Below are 20,994 nucleotides of genomic sequence, written 5' to 3'. Positions count from 1 at the left end.
CCCATGCCGAATTCGCGTCGCTGACACAACGGGGCGAAGGCAGGGGTGGTTACGATCCGTATTGGCCTGGTTGCCGATGGAATCCGCAGGCCATGGAGGTGGTGACCTCCCCAGGGGGAGAGGTCACCACCTCCATGGTGTCGCCGGATTCCTGACGTGAGGTGGGTCAGGCGGCCGGGAGGTACTTGGCCAGATCGTCGAGGATCTTGTTGGCGGCGCCGACGCCGATGCCGGTCATCCAGACCTCGTCGGCGACCGGGTACGCCCGACCGGCCTTGACCGCGCCGAGGCCCTTCCAGAGGGTCCCGCCGACCACCTTGGACTGCTCGGCGGCGGCCTTGTCGCCGTACGCGGTCACGAAGATGACGTCACCGTCGACCTCGCTGATCCGCTCGGGGCTGACCAGGTCGAAGCGCTTGTCCTCCTTGTTGGCCAGCAGCTGCCGCTCGGGGCGGCCCAGGCCGGTGTCGCCGATGACGATGCCGGAGAACGAGTCCGGGCCGTACACCCGGATGTTGCCGGGCAGGAACCGCACGATCGACACCTTGCGCGCGGCGGCGTCACCGAGCGTCGCGCCGAAGTCCTTGGCCCGCTTCTCGTACGTGGCGAGCAGATCCTTGGCCTGCTGCTCGTGGCCGAGCGCCTTGCCGTCGAGGAGGAAGTTCTCCTTCCAGGTGATGCCCACCTTGTCGGTGAACACCGTCGGCGCGATGGCGGCCAACTCGTCGTAGAACTTCTCCTGGCGGAACTTGCTGCCGAGGATGAGGTCCGGCTTCAGCGCGTTGATCGCCTCCAGGTCGGGCTCGGTGAGCACCCCGACCTCCTTGATGCCGGCGAGCTTGTCCGCGCCGAAGTACGTCGGCCAGCTCTTGGCCTCACCGGCGGTGGCGGCGCCGACCGGCGTGACGCCCAGCGAGAGCGCCGTGTCGATCTTGTCGGTGTCGAGCACGACGACGCGCTTCGGCTCGGCCGGGACCTTGGTGGTGCCCATGGCGTGGGTGATCTCCCGGGTCTCCCCGGTGGCGGAGCCGGCGACCGGGTCGCTCTCACCGCAGGCGGTGAGTCCGACGCCGAGGGCGGCGGCCGCGGCGAGAGCGGCGACGAGACGACGCATCAGAGTCCTTTCGAGGGGTGCGAGCCGGCGAGCGGGCTGACCGCGTCGCCGATGGCGGGTCGGGCGTCCGGTGCGGACACGACCGATGGATCGGAAGAGCCCGTGCCGCCGGCGGCGACAGCCGCAGCGGTCGGGGCGGAGGTGCCACCGGTGTACGCGGGCACCACCAGCGGTGCGCCGGTCACCGGGCAGGGCACGACCACGCAGGCCAGCCCGAAGACGTCGCGGACCAGGTCGGCGGTGAGGATCTCCCGGGGCGGTCCGGCCGCGACCACGGCACCGGCGCGCATGGCCACCAGGTGATCGGCGTAGCGGGCGGCCTGGTTCAGGTCGTGCAGCACGGCGACCACGGTGCGGCCCCGCTCGGCGCGCAGCCGGTGCAGGAGATCCAGCACCTCCACCTGGTGGGCCAGGTCGAGGAAGGTGGTCGGCTCGTCCAGCAGCAGGGCATCGGTGTCCTGGGCGAGTGTCATGGCGATCCACACCCGCTGCCGCTGACCGCCGGAAAGGCTGTCCACCGGCCGGTCGGCCAGGTCGGTGACGTCGGCGAGGGCCATCGCCTGGTCCACCGCCGTGGCGTCCTCCGACGACCACTGCCGCCACCACCGCTGGTAGGGCTGTCGGCCGCGCCCGACCAGGTCCGCCACGGTGACGCCCTCGGGCACCAGTGGGCTCTGCGGCAGGACGCCGAGGCGGCGGGCGACCTCCCGGGTCGGCAGGTCGCGGATCGCGCTGCCGTCCAGCAGCACCGTGCCCCGGCGGGGGGTGAGCAGCCGGGCCATCGTGCGCAGCAGGGTGGACTTGCCGCACGCGTTGGGTCCGACGATCACGGTGAACGCGTCGGTGGGCAGGTCGAGGTCGAGCCCATCGAGCACGGTTCGCTCGTCATAGCCGGCGACCAGGTCGCGAGTGGAGAGCATCACACGACTCCTTGAGGCGTCACGACGACCGCCGCCGGCCGCGCAGCAGCAGGAAGATCAGGTACGGGCCGCCGATCGCGGCGGTCAGTACGCCGGCGGGGAGTTGGGTGGGTGCGAACAGCCGCCGGCCGGCCAGGTCGGCCAGCACCAGCAGCAGGGCGCCGAGCAGCGCCGCGCAGACCAGCGGCGGTCGTTCGGCGCGGACCAGACGGCGGGCCACCTGCGGGGCGACCAGCGCCACGAAGTCGACGGCGCCGACCTGGGCGGTGACCATCGCGGCGACGAGCACACCGGTGCCGGCCAGGCCGATCCGGCGGGCCACCGGGCGCAGCCCGACACCCCGGGCGGTGTCGTCGTCCAGGGCGGTGCTGTTCAACGCCCAGCCGGCCCAGGCCAGCACCGGCAGCAGCACCAGCAGCGTGCCGGCGATCCAGGTGGCCTCGGTCCAGCCCTTGCCGGCCAGGGTGCCGATCAGCCAGATCTGCGCGCGGAGCCCGTCGATCGGGTCGGCGGTGAGCATGACCACCTCGGTGAGCGCCCGGAAGCCGAACGCGACCGCCACCCCGGCGAGCACGAACCGCTGTGCGGCCAGCCCGTGCCGGGCACCGAGGGCGAACAGCAGCACCGCCGCGAGCAGTCCGCCCACCAGCGCGGTGGGCGCCACCAGCACCGCGGCCATTCCGCTGGTCAGCGCCACGGTCGCGGCCAGGCCGGCACCCTGGGTGATGCCGATGACGTCCGGGCTGGCGAGCGGGTTACGGGCCACGCTCTGGATAAGCGTGCCGGCCACGCCGAAGGCAGCGCCGGCCACGGCCGCCAGCACGACCCGCGGCAGCCGAAGATCCAGAACCACGAGGTCGTACGGGGTGCCCGCGCCGGAGAGCGCCCGCACCACGTCGGCCGGGGCGACGTACGGGGTGCCCAGCGAGAGGCTGAGCACGACGGCCAGCAGGAGCAGCACGGTCAGCACGGCGGCCACCAGCACCGCGCGACGGCGGATCAGCAGGCTGACCGGGCCGATCCGCAGCAGCGACCGCCCGGACAGGCGAGCGCCCGCGCCGGTGGACGCGGTGCCGGCGAGGTCGGCGGCGTCGAGCGGGCCCGACGGACGCTGGGTGGTGGTCACGCGGTCACCACCCGGGCGCGGCGGATCAGCACGGCCAGCAGTGGCGCACCGATCAGCGCGGTGACGATCCCGGCCGGTATCTCGCCGGGCGGGGCGACGAGCCGACCGACGATGTCGGCGGCGAGCAGCAGCGCCGGCCCGAGCAGGGCGGAGACCGCGAGGGTCCAGCGGTGGTCCGCGCCGACCAGGGCGCGCGCGAGGTGCGGCACGGCCAGCCCGACGAACGCGACCGGGCCGGCGGCGGCCACCGCGGCGCCGGTCAACAGCACGGCGGCGAGGCCACCACCGAGGCGGACCAGGCCGATCCGGTGGCCGAGGCCACGGGCCACGTCGTCGCCGAGGGCCAGCGCGTCCAGGCCCCGGGCCACCAGGGCGGCCAGCACCAGCCCGGCGAGCACGAAGGGCAGCACCTGCGCGGCGACCGACAGGTCCCGGCCGGCCAGCCCGCCGACCACCCAGAAGCGGTACTCCTCGAAGGTGCGGGCGTCGATGCTGAGCAGCGCGTACACCCCGGAGGCCAGGCTGGCGTCGAGCGCCGCGCCGACCAGCGCGAGGGTGACCGGGCTGGCGCCGTCGCGGGCGCGGGTGGCGATGGCGAAGACCAGCAGCCCGGCGATCAGGGCTCCGGCGATGCCGAACCACACGTACCCGGCGAGCGTGCCGACGCCGAAGACGGAGATCGCGAGCACCACCCCGAACGACGCGCCCGCGCTGATGCCGAGGATGCGCGGCTCGGCGAGGGGGTTGCGGGTGAGCGCCTGGAACAGCACCCCCGCGACGGCGAGCGCGAGCCCGACCGCGAGACCGAGCGCGGTCCGGGGCATCCGCAGCTCACGGACGATGGTGCTGGCCTCGCCGCCGTCCGGGGCGACGAGCGCGTGCCAGACCTGGTCGACGCCGAGTTGTCGGCTGCCGAGGGCGAAGCTGGCCAGCACGGTGAGCAGCAGCACGAGCGCGGCCCCGACGGTGACGGCCACCCGGCGGCCGGTGCGGGTGCCGGACCGGTTGCGGGCCAGGGTCGGCCGGGTGGCGAGGGTGGTCACGAGTCTCCTGCGTGTTCGGGCTTAGGTTCGCCTAACCTTAGCCGAGCTGCAGAAAGCGGCCTAACCGGAGTTTGTCGATGCGGTCGCGGTGCCCATCGGGCCGCCCGCGGGCGTCCAGTGGCGTGGCTGCGGCGAGCGCCCGGGCCGATGCGGCCCAGCCCGCCGGGATCACCGCCGAATGAGATTCGCGGATGGTCCCAGGGCGGACAGATAGCCGATGACACCCAGAAGAGGGACATTCGCGCCATAGGGTGTGGGCATGCGATTCGACCAGCACACGGTCGTCCTCCTGATCCGACCGGCGGATCCGCCGGAGCTGCCGCAGGACGCCATCGACCGGTTGCAGGAGACGCACCTGGCCCACCAGGCCGGCCTCGTGCAGCAGGGGCTGGTGCTCGCGGCCGGGCCGTTCCTGCACCCCGACGACGAGCAGTTGCGGGGCTTCGCCGTGCTCTCCATCGCCCCGGACGAGGCCCGAGAGCTCTATCACAACGACCCGGCGGTGCGCGCCGGGCAGCTGGTCGCACGGGTGATGAGCTGGCTGGTGCCGGAGGGCAACCTACGGTTCGAGGGCGTGCCGATGCCGCAGTCGATGCTGGCGGCGGCATCCGGGGACTGAGGCGCGTCCGCCTCAGCCGGCCGTGCCGCGCTCAGCCTCAGCCGGCAGCTCCGCGAGCGGGACCACCCGCAGGTCGTCCACCGGGCCGACGATCACCCGCAGCGCCGGAAAATGGTCGTGCAGCACCTGCCGACAGTCGCCGCACGGCACGCTGACCTCGCGGCCCCGGTCGGCGACCGTGACGATCGTCTCCAACGCGGTGACGCCCTGCGTGGCGGCCGTGCCGATCACGACCAGCTCGGCGCAGGCCCCCCCGCTGGCGTGCTGGACGTTCACGCCGGTGAAGACCCGACCGTCCGTGGTCCGGGCCGCCGAGGCGACCGTGTGGTGCGGGCTGCGGCAGCGCAGCTTCGCGACCGCCGTCGCGGCCTGCACCAGCGCGCGGTCGGTGTCCCGCATCTCCATCCCGGCTCCCCCAACGCTCGATGTCGGCCGCCAACTCTAGGACCTGTCGACGAGCCGGCCGCCGATAACCCAGGGGCGGTGCGCCGCCGGGCTGCCTATCCTTGGGCACGACATGCAGAATCCAACCGCCTCCGTCGCGTCCGATCCCGTTCGCGAGCTGCACCGCCGCCTCACCCCTCTGATGTTCCGCGACCAGCGCCGGCTCCAGCGGCGGCTCGACGGTGCCCGCAAGCTGCGCGACCCGCAGCGTCGGGAGGCGGCGCTGACCGAGATCACCGCCGACGTGGTCCGGGCCGAGCAGCGCCTGGCGGCCCGCCAGGCGGCGGTGCCCGTGATCACGTACCCGGCGGGTCTGCCGGTCAGTGAGCGCAAGGACGACATCGCCGCCGCCATCCGGGATCACCAGGTGGTGATCGTGGCGGGTGAGACCGGCTCCGGCAAGACCACCCAGATCCCCAAGATCTGCCTGGAGCTGGGGCGCGGCGTGCACGGCCTGATCGGGCACACCCAGCCCCGGCGGCTGGCCGCCCGCACGGTGGCCGACCGGATCGCCGACGAGCTCGGCACCGAGCTGGGCGACGTCGTCGGCTACAAGGTGCGCTTCACCGACCAGGTCAGCGAGCGCAGCCTGGTGAAGCTGATGACCGACGGCATCCTGCTGGCCGAGTTGCAGACCGACCGGATGCTGCGTCAGTACGACACGCTGATCATCGACGAGGCGCACGAGCGCAGCCTCAACATCGACTTCATCCTCGGGTACCTGCGGGAGTTGCTGCCCCGCCGACCCGACCTCAAGGTGATCATCACCTCGGCGACCATCGAGACCGACCGGTTCGCCCGGCACTTCGCCGGGCCGCCCACCGCCGACGAGCCGGCGGGCGTACCCGCGCCGGTGGTCGAGGTGTCGGGGCGCACCTACCCCGTCGAGGTGCGCTACCGGCCCCTCGTCGAGCTCGCCGAGGACGAGGAGGACAGCGACGAGGAGATCGTCCGCGACCAGATCCAGGCGATCGGCGACGCGGTCGAGGAGTTGGCCGCCGAGGGCCCCGGCGACATCCTGGTCTTCCTCAGCGGCGAGCGGGAGATCCGGGACACCGCCGACGCGCTGGGCAAGCTGGTGCAGAAGAAGCGCTCGCTGCTCGGCACCGAGATCCTGCCCCTGTACGCGCGGCTGTCCAGCGCCGAGCAGCACCGGGTCTTCGCCGCGCACTCCTCGCGCCGGGTGGTGCTCGCCACCAACGTGGCGGAGACCTCGCTGACCGTGCCCGGAATCAAGTACGTGGTGGACCCGGGCACCGCCCGCATCTCCCGCTACTCCAGCCGGCTGAAGGTGCAGCGGCTGCCGATCGAGCCGATCTCCCAGGCCTCTGCCAACCAGCGCAAGGGCCGGTGCGGCCGTACGTCGGACGGCATCTGCATCCGCCTCTACGACGAACAGGACTTCGCCTCCCGGCCCGAGTTCACCGACCCGGAGATCCTGCGGACCAACCTGGCGTCGGTCATCCTCCAGATGACCGCGATCGGGCTCGGCGACCTCGCCGCGTTCCCGTTCATCGACCCGCCGGACAAGCGCAACATCACCGACGGTGTCCACCTGCTGCACGAGCTGGGCGCGTTGAACCCGACCGAGGCCGACCCGGCGAAACGGCTCACCGCCCTCGGCCGGCGGCTGGCCCAACTGCCGGTCGACCCGCGCCTGGCCCGCATGGTGGTCGAGGGCGAGCGCAACGGCTGCGCCACCGAGGTGCTGGTGATCGCCGCCGCGCTCTCCATCCAGGACCCACGGGAGCGGCCGGCGGAGAAGCAGGCCCAGGCCGACCAGGCGCACGCCCGGTTCGCCGACAAGGAGTCGGACTTCGTCGCCTACCTCAACCTGTGGCGTTACCTGCGCGAGCAGCAGCGCGAGCTGTCCTCCAGCGCGTTCCGCCGGATGTGCAAGGCGGAGTACCTGAACTACCTGCGGATCCGCGAGTGGCAGGACATCGTCAGCCAACTGCGCCAGGTGCTGCGTACCCCGTCCGACGGCGACCGGCGTGGTGGGCGACCGGCGCGCGACACCTCCGACGGCGCGGACGCCGGCCGGGGCCGCCGTGGTGGCGCGGACCTCCCGGAGGAGATCGACACCCCGAAGGTGCACCAGTCGCTGCTGCCCGGCCTGCTGTCGCACATCGGCCTCAAGGACGCCCAGAAACACGAGTACCTGGGGGCCCGGGGCGCGAAGTTCGGGATCTTCCCCGGATCGGCGTTGTTCAAGAAGCCGCCGCGCTGGGTGATGGCCGCCGAACTGGTGGAGACCTCCCGGTTGTGGGGCCGCATCGCCGGCCGGGTCGAGCCGGAGTGGGTCGAGCCCCTCGCCCAGCACCTGGTCAAGCGCAGCTACAGCGAACCGCACTGGGAGAAGAAGCAGGCCGCGGTGATGGCCTACGAGAAGGTCACCCTGTACGGCGTCCCGCTGGTCAGCTCCCGCAAGGTCAACTTCGGGCGGATCGACCCGACGCTGAGCCGGGAGTTGTTCATCCGGCACGCCCTCGTCGAGGGCGACTGGCAGACGCACCACCAGTTCTGGGCGGACAACAAGCGGCTGCTCGCCGAGATCGAGGAGTTGGAGAGCCGGGCCCGCCGCCGGGACATCCTGGTCGACGACGAGACCATCTTCGGCTTCTACGACCAGCGGATCCCGGCCGACGTGTCCTCCGGACGGCACTTCGACAGCTGGTGGAAGAAGACCCGGCGCGAGCAACCCGACCTGCTCACCTTCACCCGCGACCTGCTGGTCAACGACGGCCGACCGGGGGTGGACGAGGACGACTACCCGGACGAGTGGCAGGCCCACGGGGTGAGCCTGCCGTTGACCTACCGGTTCGAGCCGGGCACACCGGACGACGGCGTCACCGTGGACATCCCGTTGCCGCTGCTCAACCAGGTGCCGGCGGAGAGCTTCGACTGGCAGGTGCCGGGGCTGCGCGAGGAGACGGTGATCGCGCTGATCCGCTCGCTGCCCAAGGCGATCCGCCGCAACTTCGTCCCGGTGCCCGACTACGCCCGGGCCGCCCTGGCGGCGATCACTCCCGGCGAGGAGTCGCTGCTGGACGCGCTCACCCGGCAGCTGCGCCGGATGACCGGGGTGACCGTGCCCCGCGACGCCTGGGAGCCGGGCAAGCTCCCGGCGCACCTGCGGGTGACGTTCCGGATCCTCGACGACAACGAGAAACCGGTCGCCGAGGGCAAGGACCTGCCGGCCCTGCAACGTCAGCTCCGCCAGGAGGTACGCCAGGTGGTGGCGGCCGCCGCTCCCCAGGTGGCCCGCACCGGGCTGCGCGAGTGGAGCATCGGCACGCTGCCCCGGACCATCGAGCAGGTCCGTGCCGGCTACGCGGTGACCGCGTACCCGGCGCTGGTCGACGAGGGCGCCACGGTCGGGGTGAAGGTGTTCGACTCCCCCGCCGAGGCGGAGGCGTCGCACTGGGCCGGCACCCGTCGGCTGCTGCGGCTCACCGTTCCGTCCCCGGCGCGGTTCCTGCAGGGGCGGCTGGACAACGAGGCGAAGTTGGCGCTGAGCCGCAACCCGCACGGCGGCGTCCAGGAGTTGATCGAGGACGCGGCGGGCGCGGCCATCGACCGGCTGATCGGCACGGCCGGTGGGCCGGCGTGGGACGCCGACGGCTTCGCGGCGCTGCGCGAGAAGGTCCGCGCCGACCTGGTCGACACCGTGGTCGAGGTGATGGACCGGGTCCGCAAGGTCCTCGCCGCCGCGTACGCCGTGGAGCAGCGGCTCGGCGCGACCCGCAACCTCGCCGTGGTGGCGGCGCTGGCCGACATCCGCAACCAGCTCGCCGGGCTGGTGCACGCCGGTTTCATCACCGAGACCGGGTACGCGCGCCTGCCCGACCTGCTGCGCTACCTGACCGCCATCGAGCGTCGACTGGACCGCCTCGGCGGCAACCCCCAGCGGGACCGCCAGCAGCAGGACCGGATCGCGGTGGTGCAGAAGGAGTACGCCGACCTGCTCGCCAACCTGCCGCCGGCCCGCCGCCAGGAGACGGCCGTCCGGCAGATCCGCTGGATGATCGAGGAGCTGCGGGTGAACGTCTTCGCCCAGGCGCTGGGCACCCCGTACCCCGTGTCTGAGCAGCGGATCTACCGCGCGATGGACGACGCCGAGGGCCGCTGAGCGCCAGCGGCCCGGCGGGTCAGCTCAGTGGCTCGACGCCGGGGGGTAGTTCGCCGAGGTGGATCGCCGACTGGACGTAGTCGAGCAGGATGCGCCGAAGCTCCCGCCCGGCGTGGGTGGGTACGACGTCACGTCGGCGGGCCACCGCGATGGTCCGTCGCACCCCGGGCGGGGCGAGCGGGGTGATCCGTACGCCCGGGCGGCGCGCCAGCACGATGCCCGGCACGAGCGCGATGCCGAGCCCCGCCTCAACGAAGCTGAGCACCGCGTCCATCTCGCCGCCGTCCACCGCGAAGGTCGGTTCGAAGCCCGCCTCCCGGCACGCCTGGATGGTGGCGTCGCGCAGGTCGTACCCCTCCCGGAACATCACCATCGGCTGGTCCCGCAGGTCGGTGATGCGCAGCTCGCCGGTCGTCGACGCGGTCGCCACCTCTCCCACCGAGGCCACCACGAGGCTCTCCCGCAGGATCGGGTCGACGCGCAGCCCGGGGTCGGCGCCCTGACCCGGCATGATGATCAGGGCCAGGTCGAGATCACCGCGGAGCAGGTCGCGGACCAGGTCCTGGGAGCCGCCCTCCTCGACGCGAAGGTCGATGGTGGGGTGCGCGTCGCGGAACCGGCGCAGCACCGGCGGGGCGAGCGACGTGGCCAGGCTCGGGGTGGCGCCGAGCCGAACCCGGCCCCGGCGCAGCCCGACCAACTCCTGGACCTCCCGGGTCGCGGTCTCCACGTCGGCGAGGATCCGGGTGGCCAACGGCAGCAGCACCTCACCCGCCGCGGTGAGCGCGATGTTGCCCCTTACCCGCTCGAACAGCGGGGCACCGAGGTCGGCCTCCAGGGCGTGAATTTGCTTACTGAGCGAGGGTTGCGTGATGCCCACCAGGTCGGCGGCTTGGGTGAAATGTCGTACTTCGGCCACCGCGACGAAGTACCGGAGCTGATGGAGCTGCATCTAAATAGCTTACGGCTATCAACACTGCGAGTTTGATGCATTGGACGACTGATCGAAGTGCTCCTAGCGTCGGCCTTGTGGTAATCACGAAAACTCGGTCGCCCATCCGCTCGAACGTCGGCCTCAAGGCCGTCATGGCGGTGACGGGCATCCTGCTGGTGCTGTTCCTCATCGCCCACATGCTCGGGAACCTGAAGGTGTTCACGGGGGAAACCTCGTTCGACCACTACGCGCACTGGCTGCGCGACATCGGCAAGCCACTGCTGCCCGGCGTCTGGTTCCTGTGGATCCTGCGCACCGTGCTGGTGGTGGCGGTCGTCGCCCACATCGTGGCGGCCACCGTGCTGGCCCGGCGCGCCCGCGCCGCCCGGCCGGTCAAGTACGCCCACCGCAAGAAGGTCAACGGCAGCTACGCGGCCCGCACCATGCGCTGGGGTGGGGTGATCATCCTGCTCTTCGTGATCTACCACCTCCTGGACCTGACCACCGGCACGCTGAACCCGGTCGGGAACGAGAGCAAGCCGTACGGCAACGTCGTCGCCGACTTCGCGCCCGAGCGCTGGTACGTCACGCTCTTCTACACGCTCGCCATCCTCGCGGTGGGCTTCCACCTTCGCCACGGCGCGTTCAGCGCGTTCCGCAGCCTCGGCCAGCAGACGCCCCGCGGCGAGCGCCGAGCGCGTACCGCAGCGCTGATCTTCGCCGTGCTGCTCTGCGCCGGGTACCTGGTGGTCCCGTTCGCCGTACTCACCGGATTGGTGTCCTGACATGGAACTCTTCACCGAGGGCGACCCGATCGCCGACACCAAGGCTCCCGCCGGCCCCGTCGAGAAGCGTTGGGAGACCCGGCGCTTCGAAGCCAAGCTGGTCAACCCCGCCAACCGCCGCAAGATGACGGTGATCGTGGTCGGCACCGGCCTGGCCGGCGGCTCAGCCGCCGCGACCCTCGCCGAGCAGGGCTACCACGTCAAGTCCTACTGCTACCAGGACAGCCCACGGCGGGCGCACTCCATCGCGGCACAGGGCGGCATCAACGCGGCGAAGAACTACCGCAACGACGGCGACTCCGTGCACCGGCTCTTCTACGACACCGTCAAGGGCGGCGACTTCCGCTCCCGCGAGTCGAACGTGCACCGCCTCGCCGAGGTGTCGGTCAACATCATCGACCAGTGCGTCGCCCAGGGCGTGCCGTTCGCCCGCGAGTACGGCGGCCTGTTGGACACCCGCTCCTTCGGTGGCGCCCAGGTGCAACGCACCTTCTACGCCCGGGGCCAGACGGGCCAGCAGCTGCTGCTCGGCGCGTACCAGGCCCTGGAGCGGCAGATCGGCCTGGGCAACGTGGAGATGAACGCCCGGCACGAGATGCTGGAGCTGGTCCTGGTGGACGGCAAGGCCCGGGGCATCGTCGTCCGGGACCTCGTCACCGGCGAGATCAGCACCGAGATGGCCGACGCCGTGGTGCTCGCCTCCGGCGGTTACGGCAACGTCTTCTACCTCTCCACCAACGCCAAGGGCTGCAACGTCACCGCCACCTGGCGCGCGCACCGCAAGGGCGCCTACTTCGCGAACCCGTGCTACACGCAGATCCACCCGACCTGCATCCCGGTCTCCGGCGACCACCAGTCGAAGCTGACCCTGATGAGCGAGTCGCTGCGCAACGACGGCCGGGTCTGGGTGCCCAAGACCAAGGGTGACGACCGCAGCCCCAAGGACATCCCGGAGGACGAGCGGGACTACTACCTGGAGCGGATCTACCCCTCCTTCGGCAACCTGGTCCCCCGCGACATCGCCTCCCGCGCCGCGAAGAACGTGTGCGACGAGGGTCGGGGGGTCGGGCCGACCAAGCTCGGCGTCTACCTCGACTTCGCCGACGCGATCGGCCGGCTGGGCCGCAAGGCCATCGAGGCCAAGTACGGCAACCTCTTCGAGATGTACGAGCGGATCACCGGCGAGGACCCGTACGAGGTGCCGATGCGCATCTACCCCGCCGTGCACTACACGATGGGCGGCCTGTGGGTCGACTACGACCTCCAGTCGAACATCCCCGGCCTGTTCGTGATCGGTGAGGCGAACTTCTCCGACCACGGCGCCAACCGGCTCGGCGCCTCGGCGCTGATGCAGGGCCTCGCCGACGGCTACTTCGTGCTGCCCACCACCATCGCCAACTACCTGGCCTCCGGTCCCCTCGACAAGGTCGACGCCAGCCACCCGGCGGCGGTCGAGGCACGCACCGACGTCGAGAACCGCGTGCAGCGGCTGCTCGCCGTCAACGGCGACCGGACCGTGGACTCGTTCCACCGGGAACTGGGCCAGATCATGTGGGAACACTGCGGCATGGAGCGCAGTGAGGCCGGGCTGCGCAAGGCGATCGACGAGATCCGCGCCCTGCGCGAGCAGTTCTGGCAGCGGGTCAAGGTGTCCGGCACCGGCGAGGAACTCAACCAGTCGCTGGAGAAGGCCGGCCGGGTGGCCGACTTCTTCGAACTGGCCGAGCTGATGTGCATCGACGCCCTGCACCGCGAGGAGTCCTGCGGCGGCCACTTCCGGGCCGAGCACCAGACGCCCGACGGTGAGGCGCAGCGCGACGACGACCGGTTCGCGTACGTGGCGGCCTGGGAGTTCACCGCCGACGGGGAGCCCTCGGTGCTGCACAAGGAAGACCTGAAGTTCGAATACGTCCACCCCACGCAGCGGAGCTACAAGTGAACCTGACCCTGCGCATCTGGCGCCAGAAGGGCCCCGAGGACAAGGGTCGGATGGTGACCTACCCGGTCGACGACGTGTCCCCGGACATGTCGTTCCTGGAGATGCTCGACGTCCTCAACGAACGGCTGATCCTCGCGGGTGAGGACCCGGTGGCGTTCGACCACGACTGCCGCGAAGGCATCTGCGGCATGTGCGGCCTGATGATCAACGGCGACGCGCACGGGCCGCAGCGCGGCACCACCGCGTGCCAGCTGCACATGCGGCAGTTCAAGGACGGCGAGACGATCGACATCGAGCCGTGGCGGGCCAGCGCCTTCCCGGTCGTCAAGGACCTGGTCGTCAACCGGAGCGCCTTCGACAAGATCATCGCGGCTGGCGGCTACGTCACCGCGCCGACCGGCAGCGCACCCGAAGCCCACTCCACCCCGGTGGCCAAGGCCAACGCCGACGCCGCCTTCGAGTCGGCGGCCTGCATCGGCTGCGGCGCCTGCGTCGCGGCCTGCCCGAACGGCTCCGGCATGCTCTTCACCGCCGCCAAGCTCACCCAGCTCTCGCTGCTGCCGCAGGGCCAACCCGAGCGCTACACCCGGGTGATCGGCATGGTCAACGCGCACGACGAGGCCGGCTTCGGTGGCTGCACCAACGCCGGCGAATGCACCCCGGCCTGCCCGAAGGGCATCCCACTGAACACCATCGGTCGCCTCAACCGCGACTACCTCACGGCCACCGCCAAGGGCACCAACAACACCCCCGGTTCCTGAGGGTCCGCCGTACCAGACGCCCGACCGCCGTACCCCACGCTCTTTCCGGGGTACGGCGGTCGGGCGTCTGACGCTTCTGGGCCCTGAGCGGGCCGGCCCCCGGTCGTTGGCGGCTGGCTCTCGGTCGTTGGCGGGCTGGACCTCGGCCGTTGGCGGGCTGGCTCTCGGTCGTTGGCGGGCTGGACCTCGGCCGTTGGCGGGCTGGCTCTCGGGCGTTGGTTGCGGTGGGGCTGGGGCGACCGTCCCCGGCTCCGGGCGGTCAGGCTTGATCCCTCCGCCGGGGACGGTCGCCCCAGCCCTGATCCCGGTCGCGGCTCGTCCGCATCGCATGATCCACTCGGGTTTCAGGAAGTCGGCCGGTTACCGCACGTCGGATACCGCGATTTCATGAAACGCGAGTGGATCAACTCGATCTCGGCCCAGCTGACCCCCACACCATCACGACAAAGGGGGCAAGGCGGACGAGTCGCCACTCAATGGCCGCGCACATCCGGGTGACCCACGCCCGGGTGACCTTCGGAGGTGCCGCCACGACCGGCAGCAACCGACGTCAGGGCCCACGAACCTCCACACCCAAAGGCCGCGCACACCCGACTGAACCACGCCCGGATGACCTTCGAGGATGCCGCCTCGACCGGCAGCAACCGACGTCAGGGCCCACGAACCTCCACACCCAAAGGCCACGCACACCCGACTGAACCACCCCCGGGTGACCTTCGGCGGTGCCACGTCGACCGGCAGCAACCGACGTCAGGACTCGGGGTCTGCGCGGAGACGCACAGGCGGAAGCCCATCAGCGAGTGCCTGGGGGGCGGCCGTCCCCGGCGTAGGGATCAAGCCTGACCGCCCGAAGCCGGGGACGGACGCCCCCCAGGCACCCACCGCAACCACCGCCAGCCCGAGGAGGACGGACGCTCCCCGGGCCCCCACCGCAACCACCGCACCACCGCCAGCCCGAGGGGGACGGACGCCCCCCGGGCCCCCACCGCAACCACCGCCAGCCCGAGGAGGACGGACGCCCCCACCCAACCACCGCCAACTCCGAGGCAGACCAGACCCGGAGGCAGGAACCCGGGACGGACGGCAGGTTCAAGTGCCTGAGCCCGGGTAGCAGTCTTCCCAGACGGCAGTGGGAAGGGATGAGGGACATGAAGGCGCTCACCTGGCAGGGCAAGCGGGACGTACGGGTCGAGGAGGTCCCGGATCCCCGGATCGAGGAGCCGACCGACGCGATCGTGAAGATCACCTCGACCGCGATCTGTGGTTCCGACCTGCACCTGTACGAGGTGCTCGGGCCGTACCTGAAGCCTGGTGACGTGCTGGGCCACGAGCCGATGGGCATCGTCGAGGAGGTCGGGTCGGAGGTGACCGGGCTGAAGCCGGGCGATCGGGTGGTGGTGCCGTTCAACATCGCCTGCGGCGGGTGCTGGATGTGCCAGCGCCAGCTCTACGCCCAGTGCGAGACCACTCAGGTCACCGGCGAGGGCAAGGGCGCGGCCCTGTTCGGTTACACCTCGCTGTACGGTTCGGTGCCGGGCGGGCAGGCCGAGTATCTGCGCGTCCCGCAGGCCCACTTCGGGCCGATCAAGGTCCCGCAGACTGGTGCGGACGAGCGCTACCTGTACCTGTCTGACATCCTGCCGACCGCGTGGCAGGCGGTGAAGTACGCGGACACCCCACCGGGTGGCACGCTGGCCGTCTTCGGTTTGGGTCCGGTCGGGCAGTTCTGCGCGCGGGTGGGCCGCCACCTCGGCGCGGGCCGGGTGATCGGGCTGGACCTGGTGCCCGAGCGGCTGGAGTTGGCCCGCCGGCACGGCATCGAGGTGCTCGACGTCAGCGAACTGCCGGACGTGCCGGGCGCGCTGATCGACCTGGTCGACGGCCGTGGCCCGGACGCGGTGATCGACGCGGTGGGGATGGAGGCGCACGGTTCACCGGTGGGCAAGCTGGCCCACGCCGCCGTCGGGTTGCTGCCGGACACGTTGGCCCGGCCGATGACCGACCGGGCCGCCATGGACCGCCTGTCGGTCCTGCACGCCGCGGTGAAGGGGGTTCGTCGCGGTGGCACCGTGTCAATCTCCGGGGTGTACGGGGGCGAGGCGGACCCGATGCCGCTGATGGAGATGTTCGACCGGGGCGTCCAGTTGCGGATGGGGCAGTGTCACGTCCGCCGGTGGACTGACGAGATCATGCCGTTGCTCGCCGGTGACGGGGACCCGCTGGGCGTGGAGGACCTGCGGACCCATCGGGTGCCGTTGGCCCGGGCGCCGCAGGCGTACGAGATGTTCCAGAAGAAGGACGACGGCTGCATCAAGGTCGTACTCGAGCCATGAGCGCGAGGGTGCCGTGAGCCGGGTGGTCGTGATCGTCGGCGCGAGCAGTGGGATCGGCCGGGCGGCGGCCCGGGCGTTCGCCGAGCGCGGTGACCGCCTGGTCCTCGCCGCCCGCGCCGCCACGCCCCTGGCCGAGGTACGCGCGGAGTGCGCCGACGTCGACGTGCTGACCGTGCCGACCGACGTGACCGAGCCGGACGCGCTGGACGCTCTCGCGGACGCGGCGGTGGACCGCTTCGACCGCATCGACGTGTGGGTGCACACGGCGGCGGTGATGGCCTACGGGCGCTTCGACGAGCTGCCCGGGCGGGTCTTCGACCAGGTGGTACGGACCGATCTGCTCGGTGCGGCCGGTTCGGTGCGGGTGGCGCTGCGGCACTTCCGGGCCGCCGGGGCCGGCACGGTGATCCTCACCGGCTCGGTGTTGGGGCACATCACCGCGCCGTACCTGGGCGCGTACGTGGCGAGCAAGTGGGGGTTGCAGGGTCTGGCGCGGACGGTGCAGCAGGAGTTGCGCGACAGCCCGGAGATCCGGCTGTGTCTGGTCAACCCGGGCAGCGTGGACACTCCGGTGTACGAGCAGGCGGCCAACTATCTGGGCCGTGTCGGGCGGCCTCCGCCGCCGATCGGCAGCCCACAGCGGGTGGCCAGGGCCATCGTGGACTGTGCGGACCGGCCCCGTCGGGAGGTCTCCGTGGGCCGGTTCAACGTGGTGATGCGCGCCGGTTTCACCGTACTGCCGGGGCTGTACGACGTCCTCGTCGGGCCGTTGATGCGGCTGGCGGGCCTGAGTGGACGGTCGGTCGCCGCGAACGACGGCAGCGTCTTCGCTCCGAACCCGGCCGGCGCGGCGGTACGCGGCGGTCACCTTCCTGACCTGCGGCAGCTCGCGCTCGGGCCGGTCGGTGTGGTCGGTGCCGCACTGCGCCGACGACTCCGCTGAGCTGTCCGGGGGCATCATGCATCGATCAACTCGCCTAGTGTGGTGGGCCAGCAGGCGCTCTGGCGCACCACGATGGGGGAGACGATTCACCATGCGACTGAACCGCAGAACGGCGCTCGGGTTGGGCACGGTGACCGCCGCCGGCACGGTGTTGGGGGCCGCCTCCCCGGCGGGTGCCGCCGAGGCCACCGAGGCGTCGCCGACCACTCCCGCTCGGGCTGCCCGCCGGGTCGCCGCGATCTTCGCCCGGCACAGCGCCGACGCCGGCGGCAACTGGCAGGCGTACGTCAGCGTCGCCGACCCGGCCGGCACGCCGGTGGTCGCGGTGCAGGCCGACGCGGACCGGCGGATCGAGGCGTACAGCGTCAACAAGATCGCGGTCGCCACGGCGGTGCTCGACAAGGTCGATCGAGGGCTGCTCACCCTGGACCAGCAGGTCGAGGTGAGCGCGGCGATCGTTGTACCGGGCGGTGACGGCATCTTCAGTCTGGACGGCGCGTACCCGAGCCTGGTGACCCTCGGGCATGTGCTGGCCAACCTGCTGACCGTCTCAGACGACACGGCGGTGCGGCTGTGCGGGCTGGTCGCCCCGGCCGCCGAGATCAACTCGATTCTGGTGGCGAAGGGCTTCCCGAACACCCAGGTCGAGCCGGTGGCCAACCCGAACCGGTTCTTCCTCGGCACCAGCACCCCCCGGGAGACGCACGACCTGCTGCGCGCCCTGGTCGCTGGCACGCTGCTCTCCCCCGCCTCGACGGCGTTCCTGTTGGGCATCCTGCGCTCCCCGGTGGCGTTCACCGACGGCATCCGGCGCACGATGTCCTCCGACGACCGGGCCCGGATCGCCACCAAGGCCGGCTGGTTTGCCGACGCCCGGCACGAGGCCGGCGTGATCTTCGACCGCTCCGGCGCGGCGGTGCTCACCTACGCGCTCTTCGCCGACGGGCAGGCCAACCCGGACGACTTCGGCGCGACCCACCCGGCGGTGCAGGCCCGGGCCGCCATGGGCCCCAAGTTCCTGGCCGCGGTGGATCGGATCGCGGGCGTGGGCAGGACGTTCCGGATCACCGCCCCCCGCCCCAGCAACGGCGGCTGAGGCACTCCGCCGCGCCCATCCGGGGTCGGTCGCCGCCACCGGCGGCCGACCCGGCGTGGCGACCGCCGGGGCACGGGCCGGTCCGGGTGACTACCGTGTAGGGCGGACACGTCGGAGGGACGGCAATGGCACGAGCGCGGAGCACGGATGTCGAACGGTCGCTCGGGCGGCGGATGCGCGGCACGGCCGGCCTGGCCGCGCTCGCCGGCCTGGCCTGGGTCGCCCGGGATGTGCCGGCGGCGCTGGGTGGCCGACTCAGCGGAGCGCGGGCCGAACGTGCCGCCCGTTCGCCCCAGTTCCGCGAGGGCACCTTCCACAACCGGGCCGGTAGCCGCGCGATGGTCGCCGAGCCGGGGCGCAACCTGCTCCGCGAGCTGATCTTCGGCAAGCAGAAGCGCCGCCCGAGCACCGCGGTGCCGCTGCTGCGTCCGACCGACGAGCCCGCCACCACCGACACCCACCGGGAACTGGGCGTCATCTGGTACGGCCACGCCTCCGCCCTCGTGGAGATCGAGGGGCACCGGGTGCTCATCGACCCGGTGTGGAGCGAGCGCTGCTCACCGTCGACCCTGGTCGGTCCCCGCCGGCTGCACGAACCCCCGGTACGCCTCGACGAGCTGCCGCGACTCGACGCGATCCTCATCTCCCACGACCACTACGACCACCTCGACATGGCCACCGTCCGGGAGCTGGTCGCGCGGCAGTCAGCGCCGTTCCTGGTGCCGCTCGGGGTGGGCGCGCACCTGGACCGGTGGGGCGTACCGGCCGAACGGATCATCGAGCTGGACTGGTCGGAGAGTCACGAGACCGGAGGGCTCAAGATCACGGCCACGCCGGCCCAGCACTTCTCCGGCCGAGGGCTGCGCCGGGACGGCACCCTCTGGAGTTCCTGGGTGATCGAGGGAACGTTCCGCAAGGTCTTCTACACCGGCGACTCCGGCTACTTCGACGGGTACGCGGCGATCGGCGCGGAGCACGGGCCGTTCGACGTGACGCTGATGCAGATCGGCGCGTACGACCGGGCGTGGCCGAGCATCCACATGTTCCCGGAGGAGGCGGTCGACGCCCACCTGGATCTGCGCGGCGGGCTGCTCATCCCGGTGCACTGGGCGACGTTCAACCTGGCCCTGCACGACTGGTCCGAGCCGGTCAACCGGCTGTGGGCCGAGGCGAAGGCCCGCGACGTGCAGCTGGCCGTGCCCCGTCCGGGCGAGCGCGTCGTGGTCGACGAGCCACCGGCCGTCGACGGCTGGTGGCAGGCGATCGCCTGACGGGCGGGCCCCTCAGAGCACGAAGGCGTCGGTCCAGAGGGCGCCGGACCGGCCGGAGAGCGCGTCCAGCATGGCCACCGCCTGACCGTCGGTGAGCTGCGCGACGAAGTCCACGATGGCGCGCCCCCGGGCCCGACCGATCCGGTCCGGGGTACGCGGGTGCAGCTCCGCCTCGGCCAACTCGACCAGGTCGTGCAGCCGGCGGGGCAGCCGGGACTCCTCCTGCGGGTCGAGCAGCCACTCCCACAGCGCCTCGACCAGGGTGCCCAGCAGTCGGGCCTGGCCGCGCTGGTGCAGGGCGAGGTCCGGACGGGCCAGCACGAACCGGTGGTGGACGAACTTTAGCACCTGCACCTCGTGCCACTGCGCGCAGCCCAACAGCACGTACCCGGAACGCACCGACGGCTGACCGGTGACGGTGATCGCCTCGACGAAGCGGGTGGACCAGCGGGCGGAGAACCGGGCCACGTACTGCTCGGCCTCGATCGAGCCGTCGAACGGCATCGCGAGCAGCCCGTCCACCAGCTCCTCGCGGACGTGCTCGACGGCGGCGGCGAACGCGTCGTCGTCGGCGATCCAGGCGTCCTTGCGGTGCAGTTGCCGGCGGAGCCGTTCGATCGCCGCCCCGGGTCGCCGGGCCGCCGTGGCCAGCGCCGCGTCGGTGATCGCCCGGAAGTGCCCGCTCTCGCGCTGCCAGGCCATCAACTCGGCGGAGACCGAACCCTGCTGGAGCACACCGACCCGGTAGAAGTCCTCCACGTCGTGGATGGCGTACGCGATGTCGTCGGCGGTGTCCATCACGGACGCCTCCACGGTCTGCTGCCACTCCGGGATGCGACCGGCGAACGGCTCCCGGGCCTGCCGCAGGTCGTCCAGTTCGGTGCGGTACGCGCCGAACTTCGACGAACCGCTCTCCGGGTCGTCCGGCGGTGGGGTGGCTCCGCGCGGCGGGGGATCCATCGTGCGGGGGTGCGGGTCGGGGTGGTCCAGGCGGGTCCACGGGTACTTCAACATCGCGGCGCGGACCGCCGCGGTCAGGTCCAGCCCGGTGGTGGCCGCGCCGCGGATCTCGGTGCTGGTGACGATCCGGTACGACTGCGCGTTGCCCTCGAAACCGTCGGAGAGACCGAGGCGCTGCCGGGCCAGCCGGTCCAGCACCCGCTCCCCCAGGTGCCCGAACGGTGGGTGACCGAGGTCGTGGGCGAGGGCCGCCGCCTCCACCACGTCCGGGTCGCAGCCGCCGAGGTCGTCCAGCAGGTCACGCCACCGCTCGTCGGCGTTCAACCGCTCGGCGACCGCCCGGGCCACCTGGGCGACCTTGAGGCTGTGCGTGAGCCGGTTGTGCACCAGCAGCCCGGAGCCGACCGGGCTGATCACCTGGGTGACACCGCCGAGGCGGGCGAAGAACGGCGAGCCGACGATCCGGTCCCGGTCGGCGCGGAACGGGTTGGCCGTGAGGTCGCCGAGGGCCCGGGCGCTGCCGCCGAAGAGTCGCCGGGCGCGCGGCTCCGCAGCAGATTCCATGATCGCCACG

16 protein-coding genes are annotated in these 20,994 nt (G+C 71.9%); 9 read left to right on the top strand and 7 right to left on the bottom strand.

Annotated features, from left to right (window positions below):
• Positions 1–166: 166 nt before the first annotated feature.
• From EV382_RS03310 to EV382_RS03295, 4 genes are read right to left on the bottom strand one after another with little or no spacing between them, the layout of a single operon-like run.
• Positions 167–1,114, bottom strand: coding sequence for an ABC transporter substrate-binding protein (locus EV382_RS03310; RefSeq protein ID WP_130400168.1), 948 nt, complete (start codon positions 1,112–1,114; stop codon positions 167–169).
• Positions 1,114–2,034 (bottom strand): ABC transporter ATP-binding protein, encoded by a 921-nt coding sequence (locus tag EV382_RS03305; protein WP_130400167.1) that lies wholly within the window; start codon positions 2,032–2,034, stop codon positions 1,114–1,116. The genes EV382_RS03310 and EV382_RS03305 overlap by 1 nt, the downstream gene beginning before the upstream one ends.
• 19 nt (positions 2,035–2,053) lie before the next feature.
• Positions 2,054–3,160, bottom strand: a complete 1,107-nt coding sequence (locus EV382_RS03300) for a FecCD family ABC transporter permease (protein WP_244236525.1) — start codon at positions 3,158–3,160, stop codon at positions 2,054–2,056.
• The gene (locus EV382_RS03295; protein ID WP_130400166.1) at positions 3,157–4,203 is read right to left on the bottom strand and encodes a FecCD family ABC transporter permease; all 1,047 of its coding nucleotides are present in this window, start codon (positions 4,201–4,203) and stop codon (positions 3,157–3,159) included. Before EV382_RS03295 ends, EV382_RS03300 begins: the two co-directional genes overlap by 4 nt.
• 259 nt (positions 4,204–4,462) lie before the next feature.
• Here EV382_RS03295 and EV382_RS03290 point away from each other — a divergent pair, with 259 nt between their 5' ends.
• Positions 4,463–4,822, top strand: coding sequence for a YciI family protein (locus EV382_RS03290; RefSeq protein ID WP_130400165.1), 360 nt, complete (start codon positions 4,463–4,465; stop codon positions 4,820–4,822).
• A gap of 12 nt (positions 4,823–4,834) precedes the next feature.
• Here the strand turns inward: EV382_RS03290 and EV382_RS03285 are convergent, their stop codons facing one another.
• Entirely contained in the window at positions 4,835–5,227 is a 393-nt protein-coding gene (locus tag EV382_RS03285) for a cytidine deaminase family protein (RefSeq protein WP_130400164.1), read from the bottom strand.
• 112 nt (positions 5,228–5,339) lie between these two features.
• Here EV382_RS03285 and hrpA point away from each other — a divergent pair, with 112 nt between their 5' ends.
• On the top strand, positions 5,340–9,398 hold the full coding sequence (hrpA, locus tag EV382_RS03280) for an ATP-dependent RNA helicase HrpA (RefSeq protein WP_130400163.1): 4,059 nt from the start codon (positions 5,340–5,342) through the stop codon (positions 9,396–9,398).
• A 19-nt stretch (positions 9,399–9,417) separates the two neighbouring features.
• Here the strand turns inward: hrpA and EV382_RS03275 are convergent, their stop codons facing one another.
• A complete protein-coding gene (locus EV382_RS03275) occupies positions 9,418–10,350 on the bottom strand; it encodes a LysR family transcriptional regulator (protein ID WP_130400162.1) in 933 nt (310 codons plus the stop codon).
• Positions 10,351–10,385: 35 nt separating this feature from the next.
• Here EV382_RS03275 and EV382_RS03270 point away from each other — a divergent pair, with 35 nt between their 5' ends.
• The 7 genes from EV382_RS03270 to EV382_RS03240 all read left to right on the top strand — a co-directional run bounded on the left by EV382_RS03270 (position 10,386) and on the right by EV382_RS03240 (position 19,460).
• Positions 10,386–11,117, top strand: coding sequence for a succinate dehydrogenase cytochrome b subunit (locus EV382_RS03270; RefSeq protein WP_130400161.1), 732 nt, complete (start codon positions 10,386–10,388; stop codon positions 11,115–11,117).
• Between the two features lies 1 nt (position 11,118).
• Positions 11,119–13,056 (top strand): fumarate reductase/succinate dehydrogenase flavoprotein subunit, encoded by a 1,938-nt coding sequence (locus EV382_RS03265; RefSeq protein WP_130400160.1) that lies wholly within the window; start codon positions 11,119–11,121, stop codon positions 13,054–13,056.
• Positions 13,053–13,817 carry a succinate dehydrogenase/fumarate reductase iron-sulfur subunit gene (locus tag EV382_RS03260; RefSeq protein ID WP_130400159.1) on the top strand — a complete coding sequence of 255 codons (765 nt, stop codon included), beginning with the start codon at positions 13,053–13,055 and terminating at the stop codon, positions 13,815–13,817. The genes EV382_RS03265 and EV382_RS03260 overlap by 4 nt, the downstream gene beginning before the upstream one ends.
• Before the next feature lie 1,148 nt (positions 13,818–14,965).
• Positions 14,966–16,150, top strand: coding sequence for a zinc-dependent alcohol dehydrogenase (locus tag EV382_RS03255; RefSeq protein WP_130400158.1), 1,185 nt, complete (start codon positions 14,966–14,968; stop codon positions 16,148–16,150).
• Between the two features lie 13 nt (positions 16,151–16,163).
• The gene (locus tag EV382_RS03250; RefSeq protein WP_130400157.1) at positions 16,164–17,093 is read left to right on the top strand and encodes an SDR family NAD(P)-dependent oxidoreductase; all 930 of its coding nucleotides are present in this window, start codon (positions 16,164–16,166) and stop codon (positions 17,091–17,093) included.
• A 91-nt stretch (positions 17,094–17,184) separates the two neighbouring features.
• Positions 17,185–18,189: a serine hydrolase gene (locus tag EV382_RS03245; RefSeq protein ID WP_130400156.1), complete on the top strand. Its 1,005-nt coding sequence runs from the start codon at positions 17,185–17,187 to the stop codon at positions 18,187–18,189.
• Positions 18,190–18,314: 125 nt separating this feature from the next.
• A complete protein-coding gene (locus EV382_RS03240) occupies positions 18,315–19,460 on the top strand; it encodes an MBL fold metallo-hydrolase (RefSeq protein ID WP_130400155.1) in 1,146 nt (381 codons plus the stop codon).
• 12 nt (positions 19,461–19,472) lie between these two features.
• On the opposite strand, the gene EV382_RS03235 is transcribed toward EV382_RS03240, so the two are convergent.
• A complete protein-coding gene (locus EV382_RS03235) occupies positions 19,473–20,984 on the bottom strand; it encodes a deoxyguanosinetriphosphate triphosphohydrolase family protein (RefSeq protein ID WP_130400154.1) in 1,512 nt (503 codons plus the stop codon).
• Between the last annotated feature and the right edge of the window lie 10 nt (positions 20,985–20,994).

Origin of the sequence: Micromonospora violae (assembly GCF_004217135.1) — a bacterium.
GTDB classification, from domain to species: Bacteria; Actinomycetota; Actinomycetes; order Mycobacteriales; family Micromonosporaceae; genus Micromonospora; species Micromonospora violae.
Note: the sequence above shows the minus strand (reverse complement) of the source record. Positions and strands in the feature narration are given on the sequence as shown.